This window comes from Ekhidna sp., from assembly GCF_040223195.1.
Lineage (GTDB): Bacteria > Bacteroidota > Bacteroidia > Cytophagales > Cyclobacteriaceae > Ekhidna.
On sequence record NZ_JAVKDX010000010.1, the window covers coordinates 118,232 to 139,437 of the forward strand.

The window sequence follows — 21,206 nt, forward strand, 5'->3', positions numbered from 1 at the left end:
TCGGATTATTCGGGTTAACATTGCGCGATGATCTTTTTGATTGGCGGATTCACTTTACTTAATGTGCTTTTCTACCTGAGACTGGCTCAGGGATGGAGCAGAATTCCCTCCGTTTCGGCGCATGAAAAAATGATTCCTTTTTCGGTGATCATCCCGGTTCGAAACGAAGAGCAAACAATCGATCGGATTTTAAGTCACCTGGCAAAGCAGGACTATCCTAAGGATCTTTTTGAAGTCATTATAGTGGATGATTTTTCCGAGGATCACACGGTACAAAAAGTGATTCAGGCAACTGACGCATTGGATATTGCTGTTCGGTCAGTACAGTTGGAGGATCGGGAAAAGCAGGGGAAGAAACACGCTCTGACTAAAGGTATCTTGGAAGCCACTCACGAAACCATCCTCACCACTGATGCGGATTGCTGGTTTGGGAAAAACTGGATTCGATCATATAATGATGCATTTGACGAATCCACCAATATGGTCGCCGGGCCTGTGGCGATCAGGGGAAAGGGCTTGTTTGCCCGATTGCAGCAGGTAGAGTTTTCAGGATTGATGGGTTTTGGGGCAGTCACCATCTCCGATGAAAACCCCAGCATGTGTAGCGGGGCAAACCTGGGCTTTCGCAAACGAGCATTCGAGGAGGTAGGCGGATATACCAATAACCTCTTCACACCTTCCGGTGACGATGAGTTTTTGCTCTTCAACATTATGAGAAAATTCCCGCACTCCACGCACTTCTTGAAAAACCCAGAAGCAGTGGTGAGCACTGCTGCCCATCCCAGTTTGCGAGGGTTCATCAATCAGCGTACTCGCTGGACAAGCAAGTGGAAGCACAACAGAAACCGGAAAGTGCGCGTGAGTGCCGTGCTTTTCTTTTTAGATTACCTCTTCTTTTATGTGGGCATCTTTGGAGCTATTGTTGGTTGGTTCAATCCGCTCTGGATGAGTGGAATTGTGCTGCTGCGGTTCATTGCTATGTTGACTTTTGTGGCACCCGTCAATCGGTTTGTTCTGGGGAAAAACGCCTTTTTGCCATTGCTCATCTTTCAATTTATTTATCCATTGCATGTCTTATTCATGGGGATGAATTCTATCTTTGGTTCATACACCTGGAAAGGAAGGAAATACGGATGACCGACGAGGAATTTGATATTATAGACGAATTATATTTCGTTACTGCCTACAATGATCTGAAAGAAGCTACCGGGTTTTCTGACGATCAATTAAAGAAGAACTTAATGGAAATGACAAAAAAGGGATGGGTGAGGGTGTATAAGTCCGTCGATGAGCAATCGGAGCTGGAGAAGCTGGATTTGGATAAGGACTTCCAATCGTTCTTTTACCTGGCATCTAAGAAGGGATTATTTGAACACAACACTCAATGAAGGAAACTTCACTGGACATAAAGGATTTGCAACTCAATGCGCTGCTGGAAGTGACCCAGGCGGTAAATAATAATTTGCCTGAGGATGATCTCCTCAAGATCTACAAATTCACACTTCTAGCCGACTTGAAAATCAATAAGTTGGCACTTTACACGCAGCAGCAGGATCAGTGGATGTGTAGGGTAAATTTTGGCACAACGAATAATCTGATAGGCAGCACCCTGCCGGAGGAGTATAAGGAGCTAAAAAATCAAATGGGCATGGTGGAGACTTCCTTTGATGAGTTTGATTCGGTATTCCCCGTGTTTCATAAAAGCAAATTACTGGCAGTAGTTTTTATGGAGTCGGATACTAAACTGGGTGTTCAAAATCGCTTCTTGAACGCCTTGACCAATATCATCCTGGTGGCCATTGAAAACAAGCGACTGGCCCGTCAGCAGATGGAGCAGGAGGCGTATCGCAGGGAACTGGAAATAGCCAAGAAGGTTCAGAATTTCTTGTTTCCGAAGGAGTTGCCCAAAATAGAGCGATTGCAAATTGAGGCTTTCTACCTTCCTCACCATGATGTAGGCGGAGACTACTACGATTACATCCAGATTAATGAAAATCGCTTCCTTGCATGCATTGCGGATGTTTCGGGAAAAGGGGTACCTGCCGCTTTGTTAATGTCCAATTTTCAGGCGTCCTTAAGGGCATTGGTTAGACAGACGAAAGACCTTTATGAGATAGTCACGGAGCTCAATCATACCACCTATGTGAGCGGAAATGCGGAGAATTTCATCACTTTTTTTGCGGGGATTTACGACTTCAAGACCAAAGAGCTGGAGTATATCAATTGTGGTCATAATGAGATAGTCTTAAAGCATGGAGGTGGCATTGACCTCCTGAATGATGGAACCACGGTGCTTGGTATGTTTGACCCATTGCCCTTCATAGAGACCCAGCGCATTGCCAGTCTGGAGGATTTTTTCCTCTTTATGTACACGGATGGTTTGACAGAAACTTTTAATGAAAAGGATGAGGCCTTTGAGTTTGATAGGCTCATTGAGTTGCTGAAGGAAGATTGCCCGGAGGATTTGTCCGAGCATCACAGCGAAATCCTGCAGCGGTTAAATGACTTCAGGGGAAATGAGCCCTTTCATGATGACATCACCATGCTCACCTGTCGGGTTCATAATAAATGATGCGGTTCTACAGAACACCCCGATTCATATCTCTCTTATATCCTGAATTAACCTGGCGTATTCGGTCAGAAGATGCGATTTACCTGACTTTCGATGATGGGCCGGATGCAGAGGTGACCCCCTGGGTATTAGAGATACTTGGGCAATTTGATGCAAAAGCAACCTTCTTTTGTTTAGGGAAAAATCTGGAGGCAAATCCTGAAATGGGGAAGCGAATCATGGATGAAGGGCATCAGATCGGGAATCATACCTACAGTCACCTGGAAGGATGGAAAACAAAGGACCTGCAATATTTGGAGGATGTGAAGCTGGGAGAAGAGGTCATGGCGGAATTAGGGATGAAGTCCAACTTATTCAGGCCTCCTTATGGGAGAATTCGGAAACGCCAGATCAAAATATTGGATAGGAAAATCATCATGTGGAGCCACCTTTCGTGGGATTTTGATCAAAAACTGAATGTTGAAAAATCGATCCGTCAGCTTAAAAAAGCCGGTTCGGGGAGCATCCTCGTTTTTCACGATTCTTCCAGAGCTTTCAAGAACCTGAAGAAGATTCTTCCCGAAATCCTTTTGCACTTTCGAGACAAAGGGTTCAAATTCGAAATAATACCATGATTGACACCCACGCCCACATATATCTGGAGCATTTTCAGGAAGACATGGAAGAAGTAATCCAAAGAGCAATGGATGCCGGGGTTAAAAAAATCCTCCTCCCCAATATTGACAGCACCTCCATTGACTCTATGTTGAAATTGGAGGAAAAGTACCCAGGTGTCTGCCATGCCATGATGGGGTTGCATCCATGTTCCGTAAAGGAAGACTTTAAAAAGGAACTTAAACTGGTGGAAGAATGGCTGGAAAAGCGACCATTTTTAGCAATAGGGGAAATGGGCACAGACTTGTATTGGGACAAAACCTTCTGGGAGCAGCAAAAGGAAGCCTTCCATTTTCAATGCGAACTGGCATTGAAGCATGATCTGCCAATCGTGATTCATTGCAGGGAGACCATCGATGAGACCATTGAATTGGTAAGAAACTATGAAGGAAGAGGTTTGCGAGGAGTCTTTCATTGCTTTACCGGTACCGTGGAGCAGGCCAGGCAAATCACAGAACTTAATTTTTATCTTGGCCTGGGAGGTGTGAGTACTTTCAAAAATGGAGGTATGGATCAGGTCATCCCTCACCTGGACCGATCCAGGATAATTCTCGAAACGGACAGTCCGTATCTGACGCCTGCACCACACCGGGGAAAGCGAAATGAGCCTGCATACGTGTCTCTGGTAGCAGACAAGGTGGCTGAATATCTCGCCATCACAAAAGAAGCGCTGGATGAATTGACCACAGCTAATGCAAATGCGCTATTTTTCCCGACTCAAAAGTAACAGGCATTGAAATACAAGATTGTAAACATCAATGAGACGGGGGATCGGTCGGTGCTGATCATCTACACCGGCGGCACGTTCGGGATGGTTCAGGATGCTACCGGAGCGCTCGCTCCGTTCAATTTTGGAAAAGTGGTGGACAGGGTGCCGGAGTTGCGCCAGTTAGGAATTAAACTCACCGTCATTTCCTTTCCCAAACCCATCGATTCCTCCAATATCCTCGTGCAAGACTGGAAGGACATGGCCTACATCATTGAGGAAAATTATGCTCAATACGATGCTTTTGTGATCTTGCACGGAACCGACACCATGGCCTATTCATCTTCCATGCTGAGCTATATGCTGGATGGCCTCAACAAACCGGTAATTTTCACAGGAGCACAAATGCCCATCGGATCCATTCGGTCGGATGCCAGGGAGAATTTGATCACGGCGCTGGAGATCGCAGCTGCCCACAATGAAGGCAGACCAATCATAAGTGAAGTCTGTGTGTATTTCAATCATCTGCTCCTCAGGGGGTCACGAGCGCAGAAATTGCGGAGCAGCACTTTTGCCGCTTTCGAGTCAGAAAACTATCCGGTGCTGGCAGAGGCGGGAATTGAAATCGAATACAACTATGCGGCTCTGAAACCCTTTAATCCTGACGCGAATCTGGTGGTTAGGAATCAACTTGATCCGCATGTCACCATCCTTAAAATATTCCCTGGCATCACAGAGGCGGCTGTCCGGGCCACTATTCTGGAACCCAGCGTGAAAGGAATTGTCTTGGAGTCATTTGGCTCAGGAAACATCATGAAGTTTGACTGGTTTATCAATTGCCTGAAAGATGCGATAGCGGCAGGCAAAATCATCCTGAATGTGAGCCAATGTGTAGGTGGGCAAGTAGAGCAGGGCAAATATGAAACAAGTAAAAACCTGACTAGGATAGGGGTTTTGAGTGGCGGGGACATTACTACGGAGGCTGCAATCACCAAACTGATGTTTTTGCTGGGAGAAGAAAAAGATGAAAATTTGAGAAAACAACGACTAACCCATTCATTAGCTGGTGAGATGGATCATGAGCTTGACTGATTGCTCCGAAATAGCCTTTATGTTTAAGATAAAACTTGCATAAAGGTATTTTTCGTGATTTATTTGTAGCCCGTCAAAAAGTGACGACCTACAGAGAGGTGGCCGAGTGGTCGAAGGCGCACGCCTGGAAAGTGTGTATACCCCAAAAGGGTATCGAGGGTTCGAATCCCTTCCTCTCTGCGATTTTTGCAGAGCCAGGCCTGCAGAGTTCGACATTTTTGATGAATGGTGCGAATTTTGTGGGAATGAACATGCAAATTTGGATTTACTAAAACTTAAATATTTAACTAAACCGAAGACTTAACTTACAAGACTGAATTATGAAAAAGTTATTGACTCTCTTAATGTTGGCAGGTGTATTCACCTTCAGTGCTTCAGCACAAGGTTTTTCTGACTCTGAAGCAGATTCCACTGAAGTAGCTGCTGCTGACTCAGCTCAGGCAGAAGAGGCCTACGAAGAGCCTGTAGAAGAAATTGCAGAGATCGTTGCTCCTGTAGAAGAAGAAGCACCATCCAAAGGATTTCACCAAGTAGTAAAAGAACAATTCATCGATGGAGGACCAACTTTCATGGGTATCGTTCTTGCATGTTTGATCCTTGGTTTGGCTATCGCAATAGAAAGAATTATTCACCTTAATATGGCTTCTACCAACACGAAGAAGCTTCTTGCTGACGTGGAAGATGCACTAAGTGCAGGTGGTCCTGATGCAGCTAAAGAAGTTTGCAGAAACACAAGAGGTCCTGTGGCTTCTATTTTCGTGCAGGGATTGATGAGAATGTCTGAAGGTATTGAAATGGTTGAGAAATCAATTATCGCATACGGATCAGTAGAGATGGGCAAGCTGGAAAGAGGAATGATCTGGATCTCACTTTTCATCTCTCTTGCACCGATGCTTGGTTTCATGGGTACGGTAATTGGTATGATCGAAGCTTTCGATGCGATTGCAGAAGCTGGTGACGTATCTCCGGCACTTGTGGCTAGTGGTATTAAAGTAGCACTTTTGACTACTGTAGGTGGTTTGATCGTGGCTGTTATTCTTCAGCTTTTCTACAACTACCTGGTGTCAAAAGTTGACTCAATCGTGAACAGCATGGAAGATGCATCTATCTCTTTGGTAGACCTTCTTGTGAAGCACAATCTTTCTAAGTAATCATCTAAAATAGAGTAGACTATGGTAGATGTAGGATTATTTATATCGTATATACTCATTGGCGTATGTGTTCTCACAGCAGTGGGAATGCCGTTAGTGAAGGCGTTTGGCGACCCGGATTCTTTAAAGAAAATGGGGATCGGAGTGGGAGCACTTGTTGTGGTTTTTCTTGTATCGTATCTTACTGCGAGTGGAGAAGCCATGGGTGATGCTTCTGTGAGTGCAACGAAAATGGTAGGTGCAGGATTGACCACTTTTTATATTTTGGCGATTGCAGCTATTGGAGGAATTGTTTATACAGAAATTAAAAAAGCAGCTGAATAATGGCGAGGAATAAAGATAGAGGCACTCCGGAAGTGAGTTCAGGCTCTATGGCAGACATTGCCTTCCTTTTGCTCATTTTCTTCCTGGTTACAACCACGATTGCGAATGACAAAGGAATTTTGATGCAGCTACCTCCTCCACCAGAACCAGATCAGCCTGAAATTGAATTTCAGGAGCGAAATATCTTTAAGATATTGGCAAATTCGAATGATCAACTTTTGGTTGAGAATGAGCCTTATAACAAGCCCATGTCGGAGTTGAAAGAGGAAGTGAAAGCTTTCGTCTTAAACTTTGGGAATCCTGATCAGGAAGGTATTGATACATACAACAGCCTCCCTTCTCAGATGAAAGCCCGAGCTGGACAAAGCCCGAGTTCTTCAGATCACCCAGGCAAGGCGGTTGTTTCATTTAAAGCAAACAGAGGTACCAGCTACGAACTTTATATAGATGTATTGGATGCGGTGCAAGCGGCATACAATGAAATTTATGGCGAGCGAGTGGGTATTACCGCTGATGAATTTCTACAGCTTGATCAAAGCAAGGATGTAGAGAAGCGAATGTATCAGCAGGCGAGACAGGGGATTCCTAAGGCAATCTCAATTGCAGAACCAGATAAATAAGAGATACTATGTCGAAGTTTAAGAAAAATTCTAAAGCATCACAGGATATACCTACGGCAGCATTGCCAGATATTATCTTCATGCTGCTATTCTTCTTCATGGTAACTACTGTGATGAGAGAGCAGGAGATACTTGTAAAGCAGGTATTACCTCAGGCGCAGCAGCTTTCTAAGATTCAGAAGAAATCGTTGGTGAGCCACATTTACATTGGTGAGCCTAAGAATATTGGAACTTATGGTGAAGAACCAAGGATTCAAACAAACGATGTATTCATGGAGCCGGAAGAATTAACTCTTTTTGTAAATCAGGAAAAGGATAAGCTTTCTGAAGCAGAGAGAGATCGCATCACCATGGCACTGAATATTGACTCTGAAGTAAAAATGGGGATTGTCTCCGATGTGGAGCAGACACTAAGAAAGTCTAATGCGCGAAAAATCCTTTATAAGTCACTTAAAGGTCTTGATAAATAAATAACTTTTTCTACAGATAAGTAAAGAACCTGATCATTTGATCAGGTTCTTTTTTGTTTCAGTCTTTGAGCTGCTTTTTCTTCTCTTTCAACCATTTCTCGTACTCTTTTCTGGCTTCATCAAGTGCATTTTCCAGTTCTTTGCTCGTTGCTTTCCGGAGTTTGTCTGCTTCCTTGATTACTTTCTCTCTTTGGCGTTCAAGGTTTTTCAGGGACGTTTCAATTTCCCTTTTCGCATCATCAGCGGCCTCTTTGGAGTCTTCCTTGAGTTGCTGTATTTCTTCTTCAAGCTCACGCTTTTGCTCTTCAAACTTTTCGAGGGTCTCATCCCGTTCAGATTCTTCTTCACTTCCCGGGTTGCATCCAAAGGCAAGTACGGTGATCAGGAAAAGGGCTAAATACTTCATTTATGCACTTACTTTTTTAGGGTTTAAATAAGGAGCCCAATCCTCCCTGTAGATGCTTTTATTCATTCGCAGGAAGGTAAGATAGGAAGGTTTTACAGGCTGCTTTAGCAACTTCATTCCCACTTTTTCCAGGGCATAATCACTTTTTCTGGAGTTACAATTCTTGCATGCAGTCACCAAATTGGTCCACGTGGATTTTCCTCCCTTGGATCGCGGGATCACATGATCAATGGTCAGGTCTTTGTTGGTACCACAGTATTGACACTTTCCACCGTCTCTTTTAAAAATATTATGACGGCTCATCACCACCCCTTTGTAAGGTATGCTGACATAATACTTTACTTTGATCACAGATGGGAATGGAAAGGTCTGACTGATTGATCGAAGCTTCTTGTTTTTCATTTCAGTAACAAGGTCAGCCTTTTTCAGGAAGACAAGCATAAACGCACGCTGCACGGAACAAACGGTGAGCGGAGTGTAATCCTGATTAAGTACCAGCACGGCGTTCATAGCTTCATTCGATCCAGTTCACGTTTTTGATCCTTTTTCTTAATGCTGTCTCGCTTGTCGTAGATTTTCTTCCCTTTCGCCAAAGCAATTTCCAGCTTGGCAAGCCCCCGGCTGTTTATGTAAATCCGGACGGGAATGATTGTTAACCCTTTTTCTTCCATTTTGGATTTGAATTTTTCCAGCTCCCGCTTTTTCAAAAGAAGTTTTCTATCACGGGTCATGTCATGACTTTCAAAGCTTGCCTGGGAGTAAGGGGAGATGTTCATACCTTTAATGAAGAGTTCATCTTTTTTAAAAAAACAATAAGCCTCCTGTATACTCGCCTTCCCTTCACGCAAGGATTTTATCTCTGTGCCCTTCAGCATAATGCCTGCTTCCACCTTTTCCACAAATTCATACTCATAGCTCGCTTTGCGATTCTTGATTTGAATATTGTTGGAAAATCTGCTCTTATCCTTACTCATGGGTTAAATATATAAATATCAGCTTGTTAAAAGGGCATTCGTGGCAGGGGACTGTCAGTAATTGAGCCGAAAGCCCCATGCTCATACAGCAGATGTCCACTGATTGCGATCATGCCCGCATTGTCGGTGCAATATTGGAAGTCAGGGATAAATACATTCCAGCCCCGTTTATTTGCTTCTTGTTCCAGCCTCTGTCGCAAACCGCTATTGGCAGATACGCCACCGGCAATGGCCATCTGATGGATTCCTTCTTGTTCTGAAGCTTTTATGAGTTTAGTCATGAGCATTGAAATAAGTGTGTGCTGTATGCTTGCGGCCAGGTTGTGGATATTTTTATGGATAAAATCCTTGTCTTGCTGCACCTCTTTCCTGAGGAAATAGAGAATAGAAGTTTTGATGCCGCTAAACGAGTAGTCCAGGTAAGGCATCTCCGATTCGGCGAATTGAAAAGCACCAGGATCGCCATCTCTTGCCAGCTGGTCAATCATTGGTCCGCCAGGATAGGGAAGCCCCAGCAACTTGGCGGCTTTATCAAAAGCCTCTCCTACAGCATCATCCTGAGTCTGTCCGAGGATGACCATATCTGTAGCGCCATTCACCCGTAAAATTTGGGTATGACCACCGCTCACTGTCAGGCAAAGAAACGGATAGTCGGGTTTTGGATCGTCGATAAAGTGTGCAAGCACGTGGGCCTTCATGTGGTGGACAGGGATCAGGGGGATATCCAATGAGGCAGCCATGGATTTTGCAAAGCTCGAACCAATCAGCAGGGCACCAAGCAGCCCGGGTCCCCGAGTATAGGCAATCCCATCCAGGTCTTTTGCGTTTATACTAGCGTGAGTGAGCACATGATCTACAACTGGCACGATATTTCTCTGATGTTCCCGTGAGGCAAGTTCGGGCACTACACCGCCGTACTGCTCATGGATAGCTTGGCTGGCAATTTCATTATTGATTACTTTGCCGTTTATACAGATTGATGCTGAAGTTTCGTCACAAGAAGACTCGATACCAAGAATAACCGCCACCGCTTTTTTTGAAGGCCAAGATAACGATATCGCAAGTTCGCAGGGTACTCTGGAAGGTTATTTCAGGTGTTTTATTCTATTCTTTGATATTTTTTCTTTTAGTGATGTTGCTCCTGCAGCTTCGCCCGGTTCAAACATTTCTGGCGCAAAAAGTTCTGGAGATTCTTTCAGAAAAAACTGATCACGAGATTTCTCTAAGCAGGGTTAAAGTTTCATGGCTGGATCAGGCCAGCATGGAGGAGATTCTTATTCGGGATAGGGAAATGGACACCCTGATTTTTACCAAAAGTCTAACGGTTAATTACCGGCTAATGGATTTGATCAATGGGGATTATTTGAATGTGCAGGAGATCGAATCCAGTGGGCTTAGATTGAAGCTGGTGAAATATGACTCTATGTCTAAACTCAACCTATCGGAATTTCTCAATGCTCTTAAGAAGGATACTGTAAAGAAGCAATCAAAGCCGCTTCATATCGGTCAGATTTCGTTGACAGACCTTGACTTAAGCCTGAGGGACATGACCAAACGGACAGATAGTAGCAAGCTCGATTTTGGCAATCTGAAATTTGATATCCCCGATCTACTTGTTTCGGAGCTGGAGCTGAAATCAGATACCATCCTGGCCAACATTCTTCAAATGAGAGGGGTGGAGCAGTATTCTGGATTTAGCATCTCTGATTTCAATACCAAAATGAGGCTCAGCAATCAATCGCTTAGTGTGGATGATCTGAACTTTATCACCCCAACGAGTCACATTTCAGATAGTCTTGAGTTCTTCTACAATGGATTGGATGATTTTGGAAGTTTTGTGGATAGTGTCTCATTCATTCTTCATTTCAAAAAATCTAAAATCTCACAAAAGGATTTTAAAACCGTGACAGGCCTGGATCAAATTAAATCTGACATAACCATCGATGGAGTCATATGGGGCACGGTGGGGGACTTTAATATTGAGGATACGCGCTTTGGATATGGCAATTCTTATTTTGTAGGAGGGGTGAGCTGTTTTGGATTACCGGATATTTCGCAAACTTTCATCCTGGCAGACCTTACTGATTCCCACGTGCTATCTTCAGACCTTCAACCCTACATTGGTAAATACTCCAGCAACCTGGAGCGCATGGGTAAGATTGACTTCACTGGGAGCTTTGCCGGATTTGTAAAGGACTTTGTCGCCCGTGGAGATTTTGTGACGGACCAGGGTTCTGTGCACACGGACATCAACCTCAAAATCCCCGATGATCCCACACAAATGTCTTATGCCGGAAATCTCGAGTTTAAGGATGTGAACGTGGGGGCTTTTTTCAGGAACCAGGTTATTCAAAAAATAAATTTGAAAGCTTCCATCAATGGAAAGGGGATCAGGCCTGATAATGCAGATTTTGACTTGGATGCACTCATCTACCAGAGTGGCTTGAAGGGCTATGTTTATGACACCATCAAAGCCAATGGAAAGTTTGCAAAGAACTATTTCAACGGTACATTTTCAGTATACGATCCCAATTGCAGGCTCAATGGCACAGCGCAGATCGACCTAAAACAAAAGGATGAAATTCTTGAAGTGGATATGAATGTGGATGTATTCAATGCTGATGATCTCAATCTTACTGGCAGGCAAATTGAATCAAAAGGAAAAATTCAGCTTGAGGTGCATAATTTGGATATCGATGATTTCACTGCAAAACTGGAAATAGATTCTGGGTTATTTGTCCTGGATGGAAAACAGATAGTATTGGACTCAATCCGGTTCAATGCTCAGATCGATGAGGATAGCTCCAGAACAATTGAATTAGCATTTCCAGGCTTTAAGTCGACCGTGAAGGGTAATTTTAAAGTGTCGGATGCGATAAAGGACATACCTGCAATGGCGGCTAGCTATGCATCGGAGCTAAGACTGAGAGGGGACACAACCGAATTGGAAGGAAGTGGTCAAAGCTACAAGATCAATCTAAATGCAAGGATTGACGACATTTCGCCTTATATAGACTCATTGAAGCTTCCTATTTCGATTGGGGGAAAAACCTTTGTGGAGGGTAGTTTTAGACAGAGTAAAAATGCCAATATTTCCTTCTACTTGGAAGCTGACACACTTTTTATCGGAAGAAATGAATTTCATCATCCCATCCTCGAAATAAACGGTTCCCAAGAGCTGGATTCTGATGGAATACTTACCAATTTCATCTTCGAATCCAGTGAGCAGGTAATTTCAGGTATGCCAAACACTCAGGATTTGCTTCTAGAAGGTGTATGGTATAATGATAACATTGACCTGACAACTATTGTGAGCCAGCCGGGAACAGCCAGCGCACTCAGGCTTCAGAGTAGCTTAGATCTTATGGAAGACTCAATCATCTTGAAAATGCTACCATCAGAGATCAAGTTGTTGGATGATGATTGGACGTTCAATCCCACCAATCAGATAGTCATCAAATCGACAAAGACCACTATTTCAAATTTTGAAATCTATGATTCCAGCGAATCAATTTCAGTGGAGGGAGTATATGCCGATTCAATCCCAACCTCCATTACAATAACTTCGGAAGACTTAAACATGAACAAAGCAGGGCTTTTTTCTGAGGCGTCTATAGGAGGATTTTTAAATGGAAACTTTAGGATGTTTAGGGAAACAAGTACCGAGTCATTCAAATTTGATGGTGGGTTTTTGCTAAAGAATCTCACATATGACGAACTCAATGTGGGCGATGTGAGTGGATCTTCCAGGTGGAATCCACTCGAGCAGAGCGTTTTTTCAAAGGTCGAGATAGAACGTGAAAATGTAAATGCGGTCCAGATCGAAGGTTACTATTACCCGCTCAGTGAAAAGGAGCAACTCAATTTTGATGTGAAATTTGATGATGCGGATTTGGTGATGGGACAGCCGTTTCTTGAGACTAATTTTTCAAACATTGCCGGATCAGCCAGTGGTTCACTAAAACTTACTGGGAGCATAAAGAACCCAAATGTGATAGGGAATTGCAGGGTTCAAAACGGGAACGTCACCGTCAACTACCTCAACACTACCTATGGCTTTGAAGGACGGATCGACTTTGATCCCAAAAGTATTCGATTGACGAATTTTGATTTGACAGACCGTAAGGGATCCCGGGCTGTGGTTTCAGGATCAATAAGACATTCGGGCTTTACCAACCTTACTACAGATGTGCAGATCAGGGCAAATAATTTTGAGTTTCTAAATACCACCTCTCTGGATAACAAACTATACTATGGTTCAGCGTATGGAACGGGCACCATAAATGTTACCGGACCACTCAAGGACTTACACATTGGCGCAAGCATTCGGACAGAGTCAGATACCAGATTTTTTGTACCGATCTCAGACGGCACCAGTGTAGGGCAGGAAGAGTATATCTCTTTTGTGGATTTTACTGATACCACAAGAGTAGAGATTGAAGAGAACTTCAATATATCAGGCCTCACACTAGATTTTGATATTGAGGTCACACCTGATGCTTACTGTGAGCTGATTTTTGACATAAAAACAGGAGATATCATTCGTGGGCGAGGGCGAGGTAACCTAAAACTTAGGCTCGACACAGATGGGGACTTCAATATGTTCGGTCCTCTCGAAATTACGGAAGGTGCTTACAATTTCACCGTTCCTAATTTCATCAATAAGGAATTTGACGTAGTTCCGGGGAGTCGAATCACCTGGTATGGGGACCCATACAACGCAACTCTGGATTTAGATGCGACATATTTACAACGGGCATCTTTTGAGGAGCTTGAAAATCCGACAGATCAGGATCCGACGGATTTGGCAAATAAGGTTCCTATTTTAGTATTTCTTCGAATCGAAGGTGGCATGCTTTCACCGCAAATTGATTTTGATTTAGAACTACAGAATCAAGCAGATGCCAATCAACATAACATTCCGCTTCTTTCACAGATTCGCAATGATGAGCAGGAGTTAAAAAGGCAAGTCATAAGTCTCCTTTTTTTGAAGAGATTCTCGCCTCGTCAGAGTTTCACCCTGAGTGGGGGCGGTAGTGTTGGTAATAGTGTAAGCGAATTCCTGTCAAGCCAAGTAAGCTACCTGGTGAGCCAGATTGATGAGAATTTGGAAGTGGAAGTTAACCTCGCAGACTTGAACCGAGATGCCTTCAATACCTTCCAGCTTAGATTCGCTTACACCTTCCTCAATGGCAGACTGAAGGTCACAAGAGGAGGAACTTTTGGAAATCAAAATGACAACAATGACAATGTGCTGAATGATATCGTAGGGGATTGGTCTGTGGAATACAGTCTGACCAAAGATGGAAGACTAAGGGCCAAGGTATTCAGAAACACCAATCAAAGAATTCTGATTAACGAAAATCAACAAAATCAGGAAACAGGCATAAGTCTGAGGTTTGTACATTCCTTCAATGATTTGACCGAACTTCTTACTTTGAAGAGGGACGAAGCAATATTGCGAAGAAGGGAAGAAGAGACCGAGCCAAAGGTTGAGAATGATTCCACATCTCAAAAAGACCCATCCAGTAGCTATTAAATGAGATTTGAAAATAATTCAATTGGAATTCGCTAACTTATAAGTGAAAACTCATAAGCCATGAATTATAGAAAGTTTAGTCAAAACTACGCCAAAGAAATTGGAGGGGAATATAGAGAGTATGACGATACTCAGTCAGTGATTATTGTACCACTTAAGCGAGGAAGGTTTCAGACGGTGACCGGTCACATTGTAAAGCATCCCGGCTACAATAGGGAGGTCATCCACCTTAAATCCAAAGTTTGTGAACTCACCTACGATATCCCATTTCAAGAGTGCCTGGAGGCATCCAAAGATTATCCATATACCAAGTTTGTAGTCGAGGATGGATTTTTGAAAGTAGAAGCCATCAATTTTCTGGTCAATCTTAAGGAAGACATGGTCAAGGAAATGATTACCGAGATCGCTGAACATGCGGATGATTGGGAATTAAAAATCACTGGTAAGGATATTCATTGATATTTTTGCAACGCAAGCCGACTCATCGTTCCCCACCTGTTAGGTGGAGAAAGGAAAGTCCGGGCAGCATAGAGCAGCGCACTTCCTAACGGGAAGCGTTCCGCCTACACGCGGGATAGAGACAGTGCCACAGAAAACAAACTACCTCGCTTGCGGGGAAAAGGTGAAAAGGTGAGGTAAGAGCTCACCGGGCTATTGGTGACAATAGTCGCACGGTAAACCTTGCGCGCTGAAAGACCAAATAGGTTCTGCACTTGAGGGTAGCTCGTCCAAGCAGAATTGGGTAGGTCGTTAGATCTTATCGGTGACGGTAAGGCTAGATAAATGATGGGATAAAACAGAACCCGGCTTACTGGCTTGCTTTTTGTTTACAAAGCTTCAAAAATTCTAAAATGGCAAAAATTCTTGTAGTGGACGATGAAAAGAGTATCAGGGATGCACTAAGCGATATCCTTACCGAGGAAAATTATGAGGTACTCACCGCAGAGGACGGAGAGGCAGGATGGGAAAAACTGGAAAATGAAAAGATCGATCTCGTACTCTGTGATATAAAAATGCCAAAAATGGATGGCATGGAGCTTTTGAGTAAAGTTTCAGGAGAGGGTCTGGATATTCCATTTGTGATGATCTCCGCTCATGGCACCATAGACACAGCAGTAGAAGCTACAAAGAAGGGAGCCTATGACTTTATCCAAAAACCACCTGATCTGAACAGGATATTACTGACTGTGCGAAACGCCCTGGAGAGTTCTAAGCTAACTAGTGAGACGAAAGTTCTGCGCAAAAAGGTAAGCAAAGGCTATGAAATCATTGGAGAGTCAAAGGGGATACATGAGGTAAAGGAAACAATAGAAAAAGTAGCTCCTACGGAAGCCAGGGTACTAATCAATGGTGAAAATGGAACAGGCAAGGAACTGGTGGCAAGATGGTTGCATGAGAAAAGTGCACGGTCTAAGGCGCCACTTGTAGAGGTCAATTGTGCTGCCATTCCTTCAGAGCTGATTGAAAGTGAGCTGTTCGGTCATGAAAAGGGATCGTTTACCTCTGCTCATAAGCAGCGAATCGGAAAATTTGAACAAGCACATGGCGGAACGCTCTTTCTTGATGAAATTGGGGATATGAGCCTTTCTGCGCAAGCTAAGGTTCTCAGAGCTCTTCAGGATAAGAAAATAACCAGGGTCGGGGGTGATAAGTCGATAAATGTGGATGTGAGGGTGCTGGCTGCTACCAACAAGAACCTAAAGAAGGAAATAGAGTTGGGGAATTTTAGAGAAGACCTTTATCATAGGCTGAGTGTAATGGTGATTACGGTTCCTTCATTGCGTGATAGAAAAGATGATATTGAACTGCTGACTGATTATTTTCTGGAACAAGTTGCCGAAGATTACGGGGCTGCCAAGAAGAAAATAGATAGTGAGGCAATCAGCCAACTACAGGAGTATAACTGGACCGGAAATATTCGTGAACTTCGGAATGTAGTGGAGAGGTTAGTTATTATGTCTCAAGACACAATAACTAAGGAAGATGTAACAAAATACGTAGAAGCTTAAGCGTTAGCCTGCTCAGTTTTTACTTCTTTGGTATCTTCCTGAGCATATGTAGGGCATGTTCTTTGAGTACATGCACTCATTGCTAAGATAATTACTGCCAGAATTGTAAGTTTTAGTTTCATAAGCGGATTTTTCGTGAGCGAGCTCTTCTATTACTCTAACTATTTCAAAAATAGAAGAAATAATCTACTATACAACATGGATTTTGCTAAAATATTTCATCCTTTTCGCTAAATCAGCAAGTTGCATCCACGAATATCACTATTATCGAAACGACCCAGGACTTCAAAAGTATTGTCTACAATTCGTCCCAAATCTTTGGTTTCAATGAAACAACACGTATCAATATTGGCCAGATCAATCACATTGATCCCGCCGGTTTTGCCATCTTCCAGGTAAGAAAGCGGATCATTGATATCTCTAATCAGACATTTAGCCCACTTTGGGAATTGAAAATATCCATTCCTTCCATAAGCCTGAGTGAGTAGTTCTGTCATTCCATATTCAGACCAGACTTCTTCTACACCAAAAGAATCTCTAAGGACCTGATGCAGTTCAGTCCGGGTCATTTCCTTTCTACGTCCTTTCATTCCTCCGGTCTCCATTACTACCGCATTGTGTGCTGGTATCTTTTTTTCAGCAAGGTCTAAGAGTGCGTAAGAAACCCCGATCAATAATTTCTTTTCTTTGTTTTCTAGTAGATCAGAGATTTCTGAATCAAGAAAATATCCCGACCCATCGGCAGCATTTTTTATGAAATAATCAACCATACTAATGAGAGATGAGTCTCCTTGCTCTTGATAGGATGGGAGCAAGGCCACAATTTTAAAAGCGGAAATTGAACCAAAAATTTCTTCAAAGTTTTGAATGGAAGAAGTTTGGTAGTGATTCAAATCTTTAACAAAATGTTTGCTTCTTCCGGTAGATGTGGTTCCGCTACTTTTAAATACTTTTGATTCTTTCCATCTCCCACTTTTTATGGTATGGCTTTTGAAGAATTCGATGGGGAGAAAAGGGATGTCATTGATGGCTTTTACTTTCTTGGGATTGATTTTTAGATAATTACAGTACTCTTGATAAATGGCACATTTCTTATATTGAAATTCAAAGGCATCTAACGAACTATCGACTATGTTTTTTTCGTTTATCTCAAAAATCCTACGTTTGAATTCTTCCGCAAAGTTCATTAGGGGTAAAATGATTTTTTTTGTTTAAAGGTATATGAATCGATTTCTAAAGGTTTTAAGTCCTCTAATAATTATCATTTTCATGACTGGATGTTATGAAAAAGATGTTTTCCCCGATACTCCAAAACTGACTTTTGAAGATCTGGTTTTTTATGATGGAAATTTGACAGATTCTCTGATTCTTTCATTTTCTTTTGAAGACGGCAATGGTGATATAGGCATCATTGAGGGGCAAGATGTACTCCCTCCATTCAATGAATTTGATGTTTATATAGATTCACGGGATACCGTAGCTAACATAGAAAACCTTGCTGATTTGGTGCCACCGATTTTTACGGCACCATTGATCACCCAAAATTTCATTCCAAGAAATCTCTCTAACAATACACTGACTGTTGAGCCATCCGATTCTGATTATCCGATTTTGGCTTTCGCAAGAGAAATGTTCTCTGAAGATGTTAATGACATTCCATTTCTATGTCCGGGACTAGCAAATCAGGATGGTACGTTCTTAAGTAGTACTACGCTTACTTCCTATCAATTTGCTAGTGGAACTACAATAACATCATCAACCGGGCCTCAGGTAATCACTTCTACTATACCAGTAATTCGGAATGAGACTCACTTCAATTTTATCATCGAATTTCAAAGGAAGGTTGGCGAGTCCTACTTGCCCCTAAATTATCAGGAAATTTTTGGTACAGAGCTTTGTGATATTGGTGTTTTTAATGGGAGAATACCGCTGTATGATCCTGACGGAAAAAGTGGAACAATCACCTATGCCATTCAGTCAACAGTATTGAGGTTGGCTTTTCAGGATGATGTTATTCGTGCCAAGTTCTACGTTTATGACAGAGCCGGAATCAAAAGCAACGAGATTTTTACTCCCGACTTTGTGTTGGCAGATATCACTCAATAAATCGGGGGATAATCATGTGGATTAGCCTCTGAAATCAATTCGTAGATTTTATCAAACACATCTTCTACACTTGGTTTTGAGAAATAGTCCCCGTCACTTCCATATGCCGGCCTGTGATTCTTGCCGGCAATGGTGAGCGGCTTAGAGTCCAAGTGGAAGTAGCCATTATCCCTTTCCAGTACTTGCTGAAGAATATAAGCAGAAGCCCCGCCTTCTACATCCTCATCCACCACTACCAGACGGTTGGTCTTTTCGAGCGACTTCACGATGGTTTGTGGCCTATCAAATGGGATCAATGTCTGAGCATCGATCACTTCTACTTCAATTCCCTCATTAGCCAACTGGTTTGCTGCTTCCATTACCACTCTGCAGGTAGATCCATAGGTCACCACAGTAGCATCGTTTCCTGCCCGAAGGATCTCCGGCTCGCCAAGAGCAAGTTTAAAATCCGTCAGGTTATCGGGAACCCTCTCCTTAAGGCGATATCCATTGAGTGATTCGATGACTAATGCCGGGTCATCAGAATTTACAAGGGTATTATAAAATCCAGCGGCCTGCGTCATGTTTCTTGGAGTTAGCACATACATTCCTCTCAATGAGTTGAGGATCATTCCCATGGGTGACCCTGAGTGCCAAACACCCTCAAGCCTGTGACCTCTGGTTCGGATAATTAATGGGGCTTTTTGACCTCCGTAAGTTCTGTACTGGAGTGTTGCTAAGTCATCCGAAAGCGTTTGAATAGCATAAAGGAGGTAATCCAGATACTGGATCTCTGAGATAGGACGAAGGCCTCTGATTGCTGCACCTATTCCCTGGCCGATGATGGTGGTCTCCCTGATGCCTGTATCAGTCACTTTCAACTCTCCGTATTTCTCCTGCAGTCCGGCAAAGCCCTGGTTTACATCCCCAATTTTTCCAACATCCTCTCCAAAGGCGAATATCCGAGGATCGGTCTTTAGTAGATGATCAAAGCAAGCATTTAGCACTTCCCTGCCGTCTACCAATTCGCTGTTCTCTGAATACTGAGCAGGAATAGTCTCGATTTTCAATGCAGAATCTGCTGACTCACTGTATAGCTTAGAATTATACTGCCGGGCGTATATTTCACTTTTATCTTTTAGCCAGCTGACGAGTGCTTGCTTTTCTGTAGAGTTCTCATTCTTGAGGATTCTTAGTGCTTTCTTTGCTGCCCTTATTAAATGAGATTTTTCCGGATTCAATTCCTTTCGTAGCTCACTGGTAATTTTCTGTATTTGATCCTTTTTTGCTGACGATATGCCTGCTTTATCTATGAGGTTGAGGGCTTCTTCCACATCCCTTTTTATCTCTCCTATGTACTCCTTCCATGCCTGATCTTTGGCTTGTTTTGCAGCTTGTTTTGCTTCTTTTTCAAGCTGGTCCAGCTCCTCTCTGGTGGCGATTTTTTCTGATTCCATCCACTTTCTCATCTGCAGTATGCAATCGTATTCCTGCTCCCAGGCCAATCTTTCTTTCGGCTTATATCGCTCATGCGATCCCGAGGTGGAGTGACCTTGTGGCTGTGTTACTTCTATTACATGGATCAGGCAAGGGATGTGATTTTTCCTTGAGATATCAACAGCTTTTTTGTAGGTGTCTAGGAGTGCAACATAATCCCAGGCTTTCACGGTCAGGATTTCAAATCCGGGTTTATCCTTGGTTTTTTGAAAGCCGCTTAAAGCTTCTGAAATACTTTCTTTGACAGTGTGGTATTTCTGAGGTACGGAAATGCCATACCCGTCATCCCAAACTGACATAACCATGGGAACCTGCAGTACGCCGGCCGCATTCATAGTCTCCCAAAAGTGCCCTTCGGACGTTGATGCATTACCGATCGTCCCAAACGCTACTTCATTTCCGTTGATAGAAAAATCTTCAAACTCTCTAAGGTCTTTGTTGCCTCTATATAGCTTGGATGCATAGGCGAGCCCGAGAAGACGTGGCATCTGTCCTGCGGTGGGAGAGATGTCTGCACTACTGTTTTTCTTATCAGTCTGAGTGAGCCATTCACCTTTTTCATTCAGGTATCTCGTGGCAAAGTGACCATTCATCATCCTTCCGGCCGAAGCTGGGTCAGCCTGCACGTCAGTATGGGCATAAAGCTGGGCGAAAAATTGCTGAGTGTTTAATTGGCCGATGGCCATCATGAAGGTTTGATCCCTGTAGTATCCCGAACGCCAATCGCCATTTTGAAAATACTTGGCCATTGCAATCTGAGGAACCTCTTTGCCATCACCGAATATCCCGAATTTAGCCTTACCCATAAAGACCTCTTTTCTGCCTATGAGACTCGCTTCCCTACTTTCAACAGCAAGCTTGTAATCCTGAAGTATTTCCTTTTTGGATACGGGAAGCGTGGTTTTACTTTTTTCGTTGCTCATATTCAGATGGGGTTTGATCTTTTAATGACGTTGAATGCCTTCAAAAATACTAAAACTAACATACTTTTGAAATTTTTGATTCCGTATAAAATCCTAGTATTAATCAATTATTGATTTTATATCGGAATAATATTTCTATTTTATGCGTTTTATAGAATATAATTCTTTTAAAATTTGTTATTCT

At 43.0% G+C, this 21,206-nt stretch carries 20 protein-coding genes, 1 tRNA gene and 1 other RNA gene; 16 read left to right on the plus strand and 6 right to left on the minus strand.

All coding sequences use genetic code 11. The features are described from left to right. The first annotated feature begins 27 nt into the window (after positions 1-27). The 11 genes from RLN88_RS04625 (at position 28) to RLN88_RS04675 (ending at position 7,589) form a co-directional block, all read left to right on the plus strand. Positions 28-1,137, plus strand: a complete 1,110-nt coding sequence (locus tag RLN88_RS04625; protein ID WP_350220214.1) for a glycosyltransferase — start codon at positions 28-30, stop codon at positions 1,135-1,137. Next, positions 1,134-1,388, plus strand: coding sequence for a hypothetical protein (locus RLN88_RS04630; protein WP_350220215.1), 255 nt, complete (start codon positions 1,134-1,136; stop codon positions 1,386-1,388). The genes RLN88_RS04625 and RLN88_RS04630 overlap by 4 nt, the downstream gene beginning before the upstream one ends. Further along, positions 1,385-2,572, plus strand: coding sequence for a PP2C family protein-serine/threonine phosphatase (locus RLN88_RS04635; RefSeq protein WP_350220216.1), 1,188 nt, complete (start codon positions 1,385-1,387; stop codon positions 2,570-2,572). Before RLN88_RS04630 ends, RLN88_RS04635 begins: the two co-directional genes overlap by 4 nt. Next, on the plus strand, positions 2,569-3,186 hold the full coding sequence (locus RLN88_RS04640; RefSeq protein ID WP_350220217.1) for a polysaccharide deacetylase family protein: 618 nt from the start codon (positions 2,569-2,571) through the stop codon (positions 3,184-3,186). Before RLN88_RS04635 ends, RLN88_RS04640 begins: the two co-directional genes overlap by 4 nt. After that, entirely contained in the window at positions 3,183-3,953 is a 771-nt protein-coding gene (locus RLN88_RS04645; protein ID WP_350220218.1) for a TatD family hydrolase, read from the plus strand. The genes RLN88_RS04640 and RLN88_RS04645 overlap by 4 nt, the downstream gene beginning before the upstream one ends. Positions 3,954-3,959: 6 nt before the next feature. Continuing rightward, a complete protein-coding gene (locus tag RLN88_RS04650; RefSeq protein WP_350220219.1) occupies positions 3,960-5,024 on the plus strand; it encodes an asparaginase in 1,065 nt (354 codons plus the stop codon). A gap of 92 nt (positions 5,025-5,116) precedes the next feature. After that, positions 5,117-5,204: transfer RNA gene (locus RLN88_RS04655), tRNA-Ser, on the plus strand. 140 nt (positions 5,205-5,344) lie between these two features. Further along, complete coding sequence (locus tag RLN88_RS04660; RefSeq protein ID WP_350220220.1) at positions 5,345-6,175, plus strand: MotA/TolQ/ExbB proton channel family protein; 831 nt, start codon at positions 5,345-5,347, stop codon at positions 6,173-6,175. Between the two features lie 21 nt (positions 6,176-6,196). Continuing rightward, positions 6,197-6,499: a hypothetical protein gene (locus tag RLN88_RS04665; protein ID WP_350220221.1), complete on the plus strand. Its 303-nt coding sequence runs from the start codon at positions 6,197-6,199 to the stop codon at positions 6,497-6,499. Continuing rightward, positions 6,499-7,119, plus strand: coding sequence for an ExbD/TolR family protein (locus RLN88_RS04670; RefSeq protein ID WP_350220222.1), 621 nt, complete (start codon positions 6,499-6,501; stop codon positions 7,117-7,119). Before RLN88_RS04665 ends, RLN88_RS04670 begins: the two co-directional genes overlap by 1 nt. An 8-nt stretch (positions 7,120-7,127) precedes the next feature. Then, positions 7,128-7,589, plus strand: a complete 462-nt coding sequence (locus RLN88_RS04675; RefSeq protein WP_350220223.1) for an ExbD/TolR family protein — start codon at positions 7,128-7,130, stop codon at positions 7,587-7,589. Between the two features lie 58 nt (positions 7,590-7,647). On the opposite strand, the gene RLN88_RS04680 is transcribed toward RLN88_RS04675, so the two are convergent. The 4 genes from RLN88_RS04680 to tsaD are packed head-to-tail and all read right to left on the minus strand — an operon-like array spanning position 7,648 to position 9,997. Next, positions 7,648-7,995 carry a hypothetical protein gene (locus tag RLN88_RS04680; protein ID WP_350220224.1) on the minus strand — a complete coding sequence of 116 codons (348 nt, stop codon included), beginning with the start codon at positions 7,993-7,995 and terminating at the stop codon, positions 7,648-7,650. Next, a complete protein-coding gene (locus RLN88_RS04685) occupies positions 7,996-8,505 on the minus strand; it encodes an HNH endonuclease (protein WP_350220225.1) in 510 nt (169 codons plus the stop codon). Further along, complete coding sequence (smpB, locus tag RLN88_RS04690; RefSeq protein ID WP_350220226.1) at positions 8,502-8,969, minus strand: SsrA-binding protein SmpB; 468 nt, start codon at positions 8,967-8,969, stop codon at positions 8,502-8,504. Before smpB ends, RLN88_RS04685 begins: the two co-directional genes overlap by 4 nt. Before the next feature lie 26 nt (positions 8,970-8,995). Next, positions 8,996-9,997 (minus strand): tRNA (adenosine(37)-N6)-threonylcarbamoyltransferase complex transferase subunit TsaD, encoded by a 1,002-nt coding sequence (gene tsaD / locus RLN88_RS04695; RefSeq protein ID WP_350220227.1) that lies wholly within the window; start codon positions 9,995-9,997, stop codon positions 8,996-8,998. A 104-nt stretch (positions 9,998-10,101) separates the two neighbouring features. Here tsaD and RLN88_RS04700 point away from each other — a divergent pair, with 104 nt between their 5' ends. The 4 genes from RLN88_RS04700 (at position 10,102) to RLN88_RS04715 (ending at position 16,517) form a co-directional block, all read left to right on the plus strand. Beyond that, complete coding sequence (locus tag RLN88_RS04700; protein ID WP_350220228.1) at positions 10,102-14,508, plus strand: translocation/assembly module TamB domain-containing protein; 4,407 nt, start codon at positions 10,102-10,104, stop codon at positions 14,506-14,508. 60 nt (positions 14,509-14,568) lie between these two features. Beyond that, the gene (locus tag RLN88_RS04705; RefSeq protein WP_350220229.1) at positions 14,569-14,967 is read left to right on the plus strand and encodes a hypothetical protein; all 399 of its coding nucleotides are present in this window, start codon (positions 14,569-14,571) and stop codon (positions 14,965-14,967) included. A gap of 9 nt (positions 14,968-14,976) precedes the next feature. Further along, positions 14,977-15,335, plus strand: an RNA gene (rnpB, locus tag RLN88_RS04710) — RNase P RNA component class A. A 24-nt stretch (positions 15,336-15,359) separates the two neighbouring features. Further along, positions 15,360-16,517: a sigma-54-dependent transcriptional regulator gene (locus tag RLN88_RS04715; RefSeq protein WP_350220230.1), complete on the plus strand. Its 1,158-nt coding sequence runs from the start codon at positions 15,360-15,362 to the stop codon at positions 16,515-16,517. 230 nt (positions 16,518-16,747) lie between these two features. Here the strand turns inward: RLN88_RS04715 and RLN88_RS04720 are convergent, their stop codons facing one another. Continuing rightward, positions 16,748-17,704: a LuxE/PaaK family acyltransferase gene (locus RLN88_RS04720; protein ID WP_350220231.1), complete on the minus strand. Its 957-nt coding sequence runs from the start codon at positions 17,702-17,704 to the stop codon at positions 16,748-16,750. An 82-nt stretch (positions 17,705-17,786) separates the two neighbouring features. On the opposite strand from RLN88_RS04720, the gene RLN88_RS04725 reads away from it, so the two are divergent. Continuing rightward, complete coding sequence (locus RLN88_RS04725; protein ID WP_350220232.1) at positions 17,787-18,623, plus strand: hypothetical protein; 837 nt, start codon at positions 17,787-17,789, stop codon at positions 18,621-18,623. Here the strand turns inward: RLN88_RS04725 and RLN88_RS04730 are convergent. Beyond that, complete coding sequence (locus RLN88_RS04730) at positions 18,617-21,022, minus strand: thiamine pyrophosphate-dependent enzyme (protein WP_350220233.1); 2,406 nt, start codon at positions 21,020-21,022, stop codon at positions 18,617-18,619. The genes RLN88_RS04725 and RLN88_RS04730 overlap by 7 nt on opposite strands. Between the last annotated feature and the right edge of the window lie 184 nt (positions 21,023-21,206).

Coding starts and splice junctions, on each gene's coding strand:
- RLN88_RS04625 (WP_350220214.1), top strand. CDS start 28: ATGATCTTTTTGATTGGCGGATTCACTTTACTTAATGTGCTTTTCTAC.
- RLN88_RS04630 (WP_350220215.1), top strand. CDS start 1,134: ATGACCGACGAGGAATTTGATATTATAGACGAATTATATTTCGTTACT.
- RLN88_RS04635 (WP_350220216.1), top strand. CDS start 1,385: ATGAAGGAAACTTCACTGGACATAAAGGATTTGCAACTCAATGCGCTG.
- RLN88_RS04640 (WP_350220217.1), top strand. CDS start 2,569: ATGATGCGGTTCTACAGAACACCCCGATTCATATCTCTCTTATATCCT.
- RLN88_RS04645 (WP_350220218.1), top strand. CDS start 3,183: ATGATTGACACCCACGCCCACATATATCTGGAGCATTTTCAGGAAGAC.
- RLN88_RS04660 (WP_350220220.1), top strand. CDS start 5,345: ATGAAAAAGTTATTGACTCTCTTAATGTTGGCAGGTGTATTCACCTTC.
- RLN88_RS04665 (WP_350220221.1), top strand. CDS start 6,197: ATGGTAGATGTAGGATTATTTATATCGTATATACTCATTGGCGTATGT.
- RLN88_RS04670 (WP_350220222.1), top strand. CDS start 6,499: ATGGCGAGGAATAAAGATAGAGGCACTCCGGAAGTGAGTTCAGGCTCT.
- RLN88_RS04675 (WP_350220223.1), top strand. CDS start 7,128: ATGTCGAAGTTTAAGAAAAATTCTAAAGCATCACAGGATATACCTACG.
- RLN88_RS04680 (WP_350220224.1), bottom strand. CDS start 7,995: ATGAAGTATTTAGCCCTTTTCCTGATCACCGTACTTGCCTTTGGATGC.
- RLN88_RS04685 (WP_350220225.1), bottom strand. CDS start 8,505: ATGAACGCCGTGCTGGTACTTAATCAGGATTACACTCCGCTCACCGTT.
- smpB (WP_350220226.1), bottom strand. CDS start 8,969: ATGAGTAAGGATAAGAGCAGATTTTCCAACAATATTCAAATCAAGAAT.
- RLN88_RS04700 (WP_350220228.1), top strand. CDS start 10,102: ATGTTGCTCCTGCAGCTTCGCCCGGTTCAAACATTTCTGGCGCAAAAA.
- RLN88_RS04705 (WP_350220229.1), top strand. CDS start 14,569: ATGAATTATAGAAAGTTTAGTCAAAACTACGCCAAAGAAATTGGAGGG.
- RLN88_RS04715 (WP_350220230.1), top strand. CDS start 15,360: ATGGCAAAAATTCTTGTAGTGGACGATGAAAAGAGTATCAGGGATGCA.
- RLN88_RS04720 (WP_350220231.1), bottom strand. CDS start 17,704: ATGAACTTTGCGGAAGAATTCAAACGTAGGATTTTTGAGATAAACGAA.
- RLN88_RS04725 (WP_350220232.1), top strand. CDS start 17,787: ATGACTGGATGTTATGAAAAAGATGTTTTCCCCGATACTCCAAAACTG.
- RLN88_RS04730 (WP_350220233.1), bottom strand. CDS start 21,022: ATGAGCAACGAAAAAAGTAAAACCACGCTTCCCGTATCCAAAAAGGAA.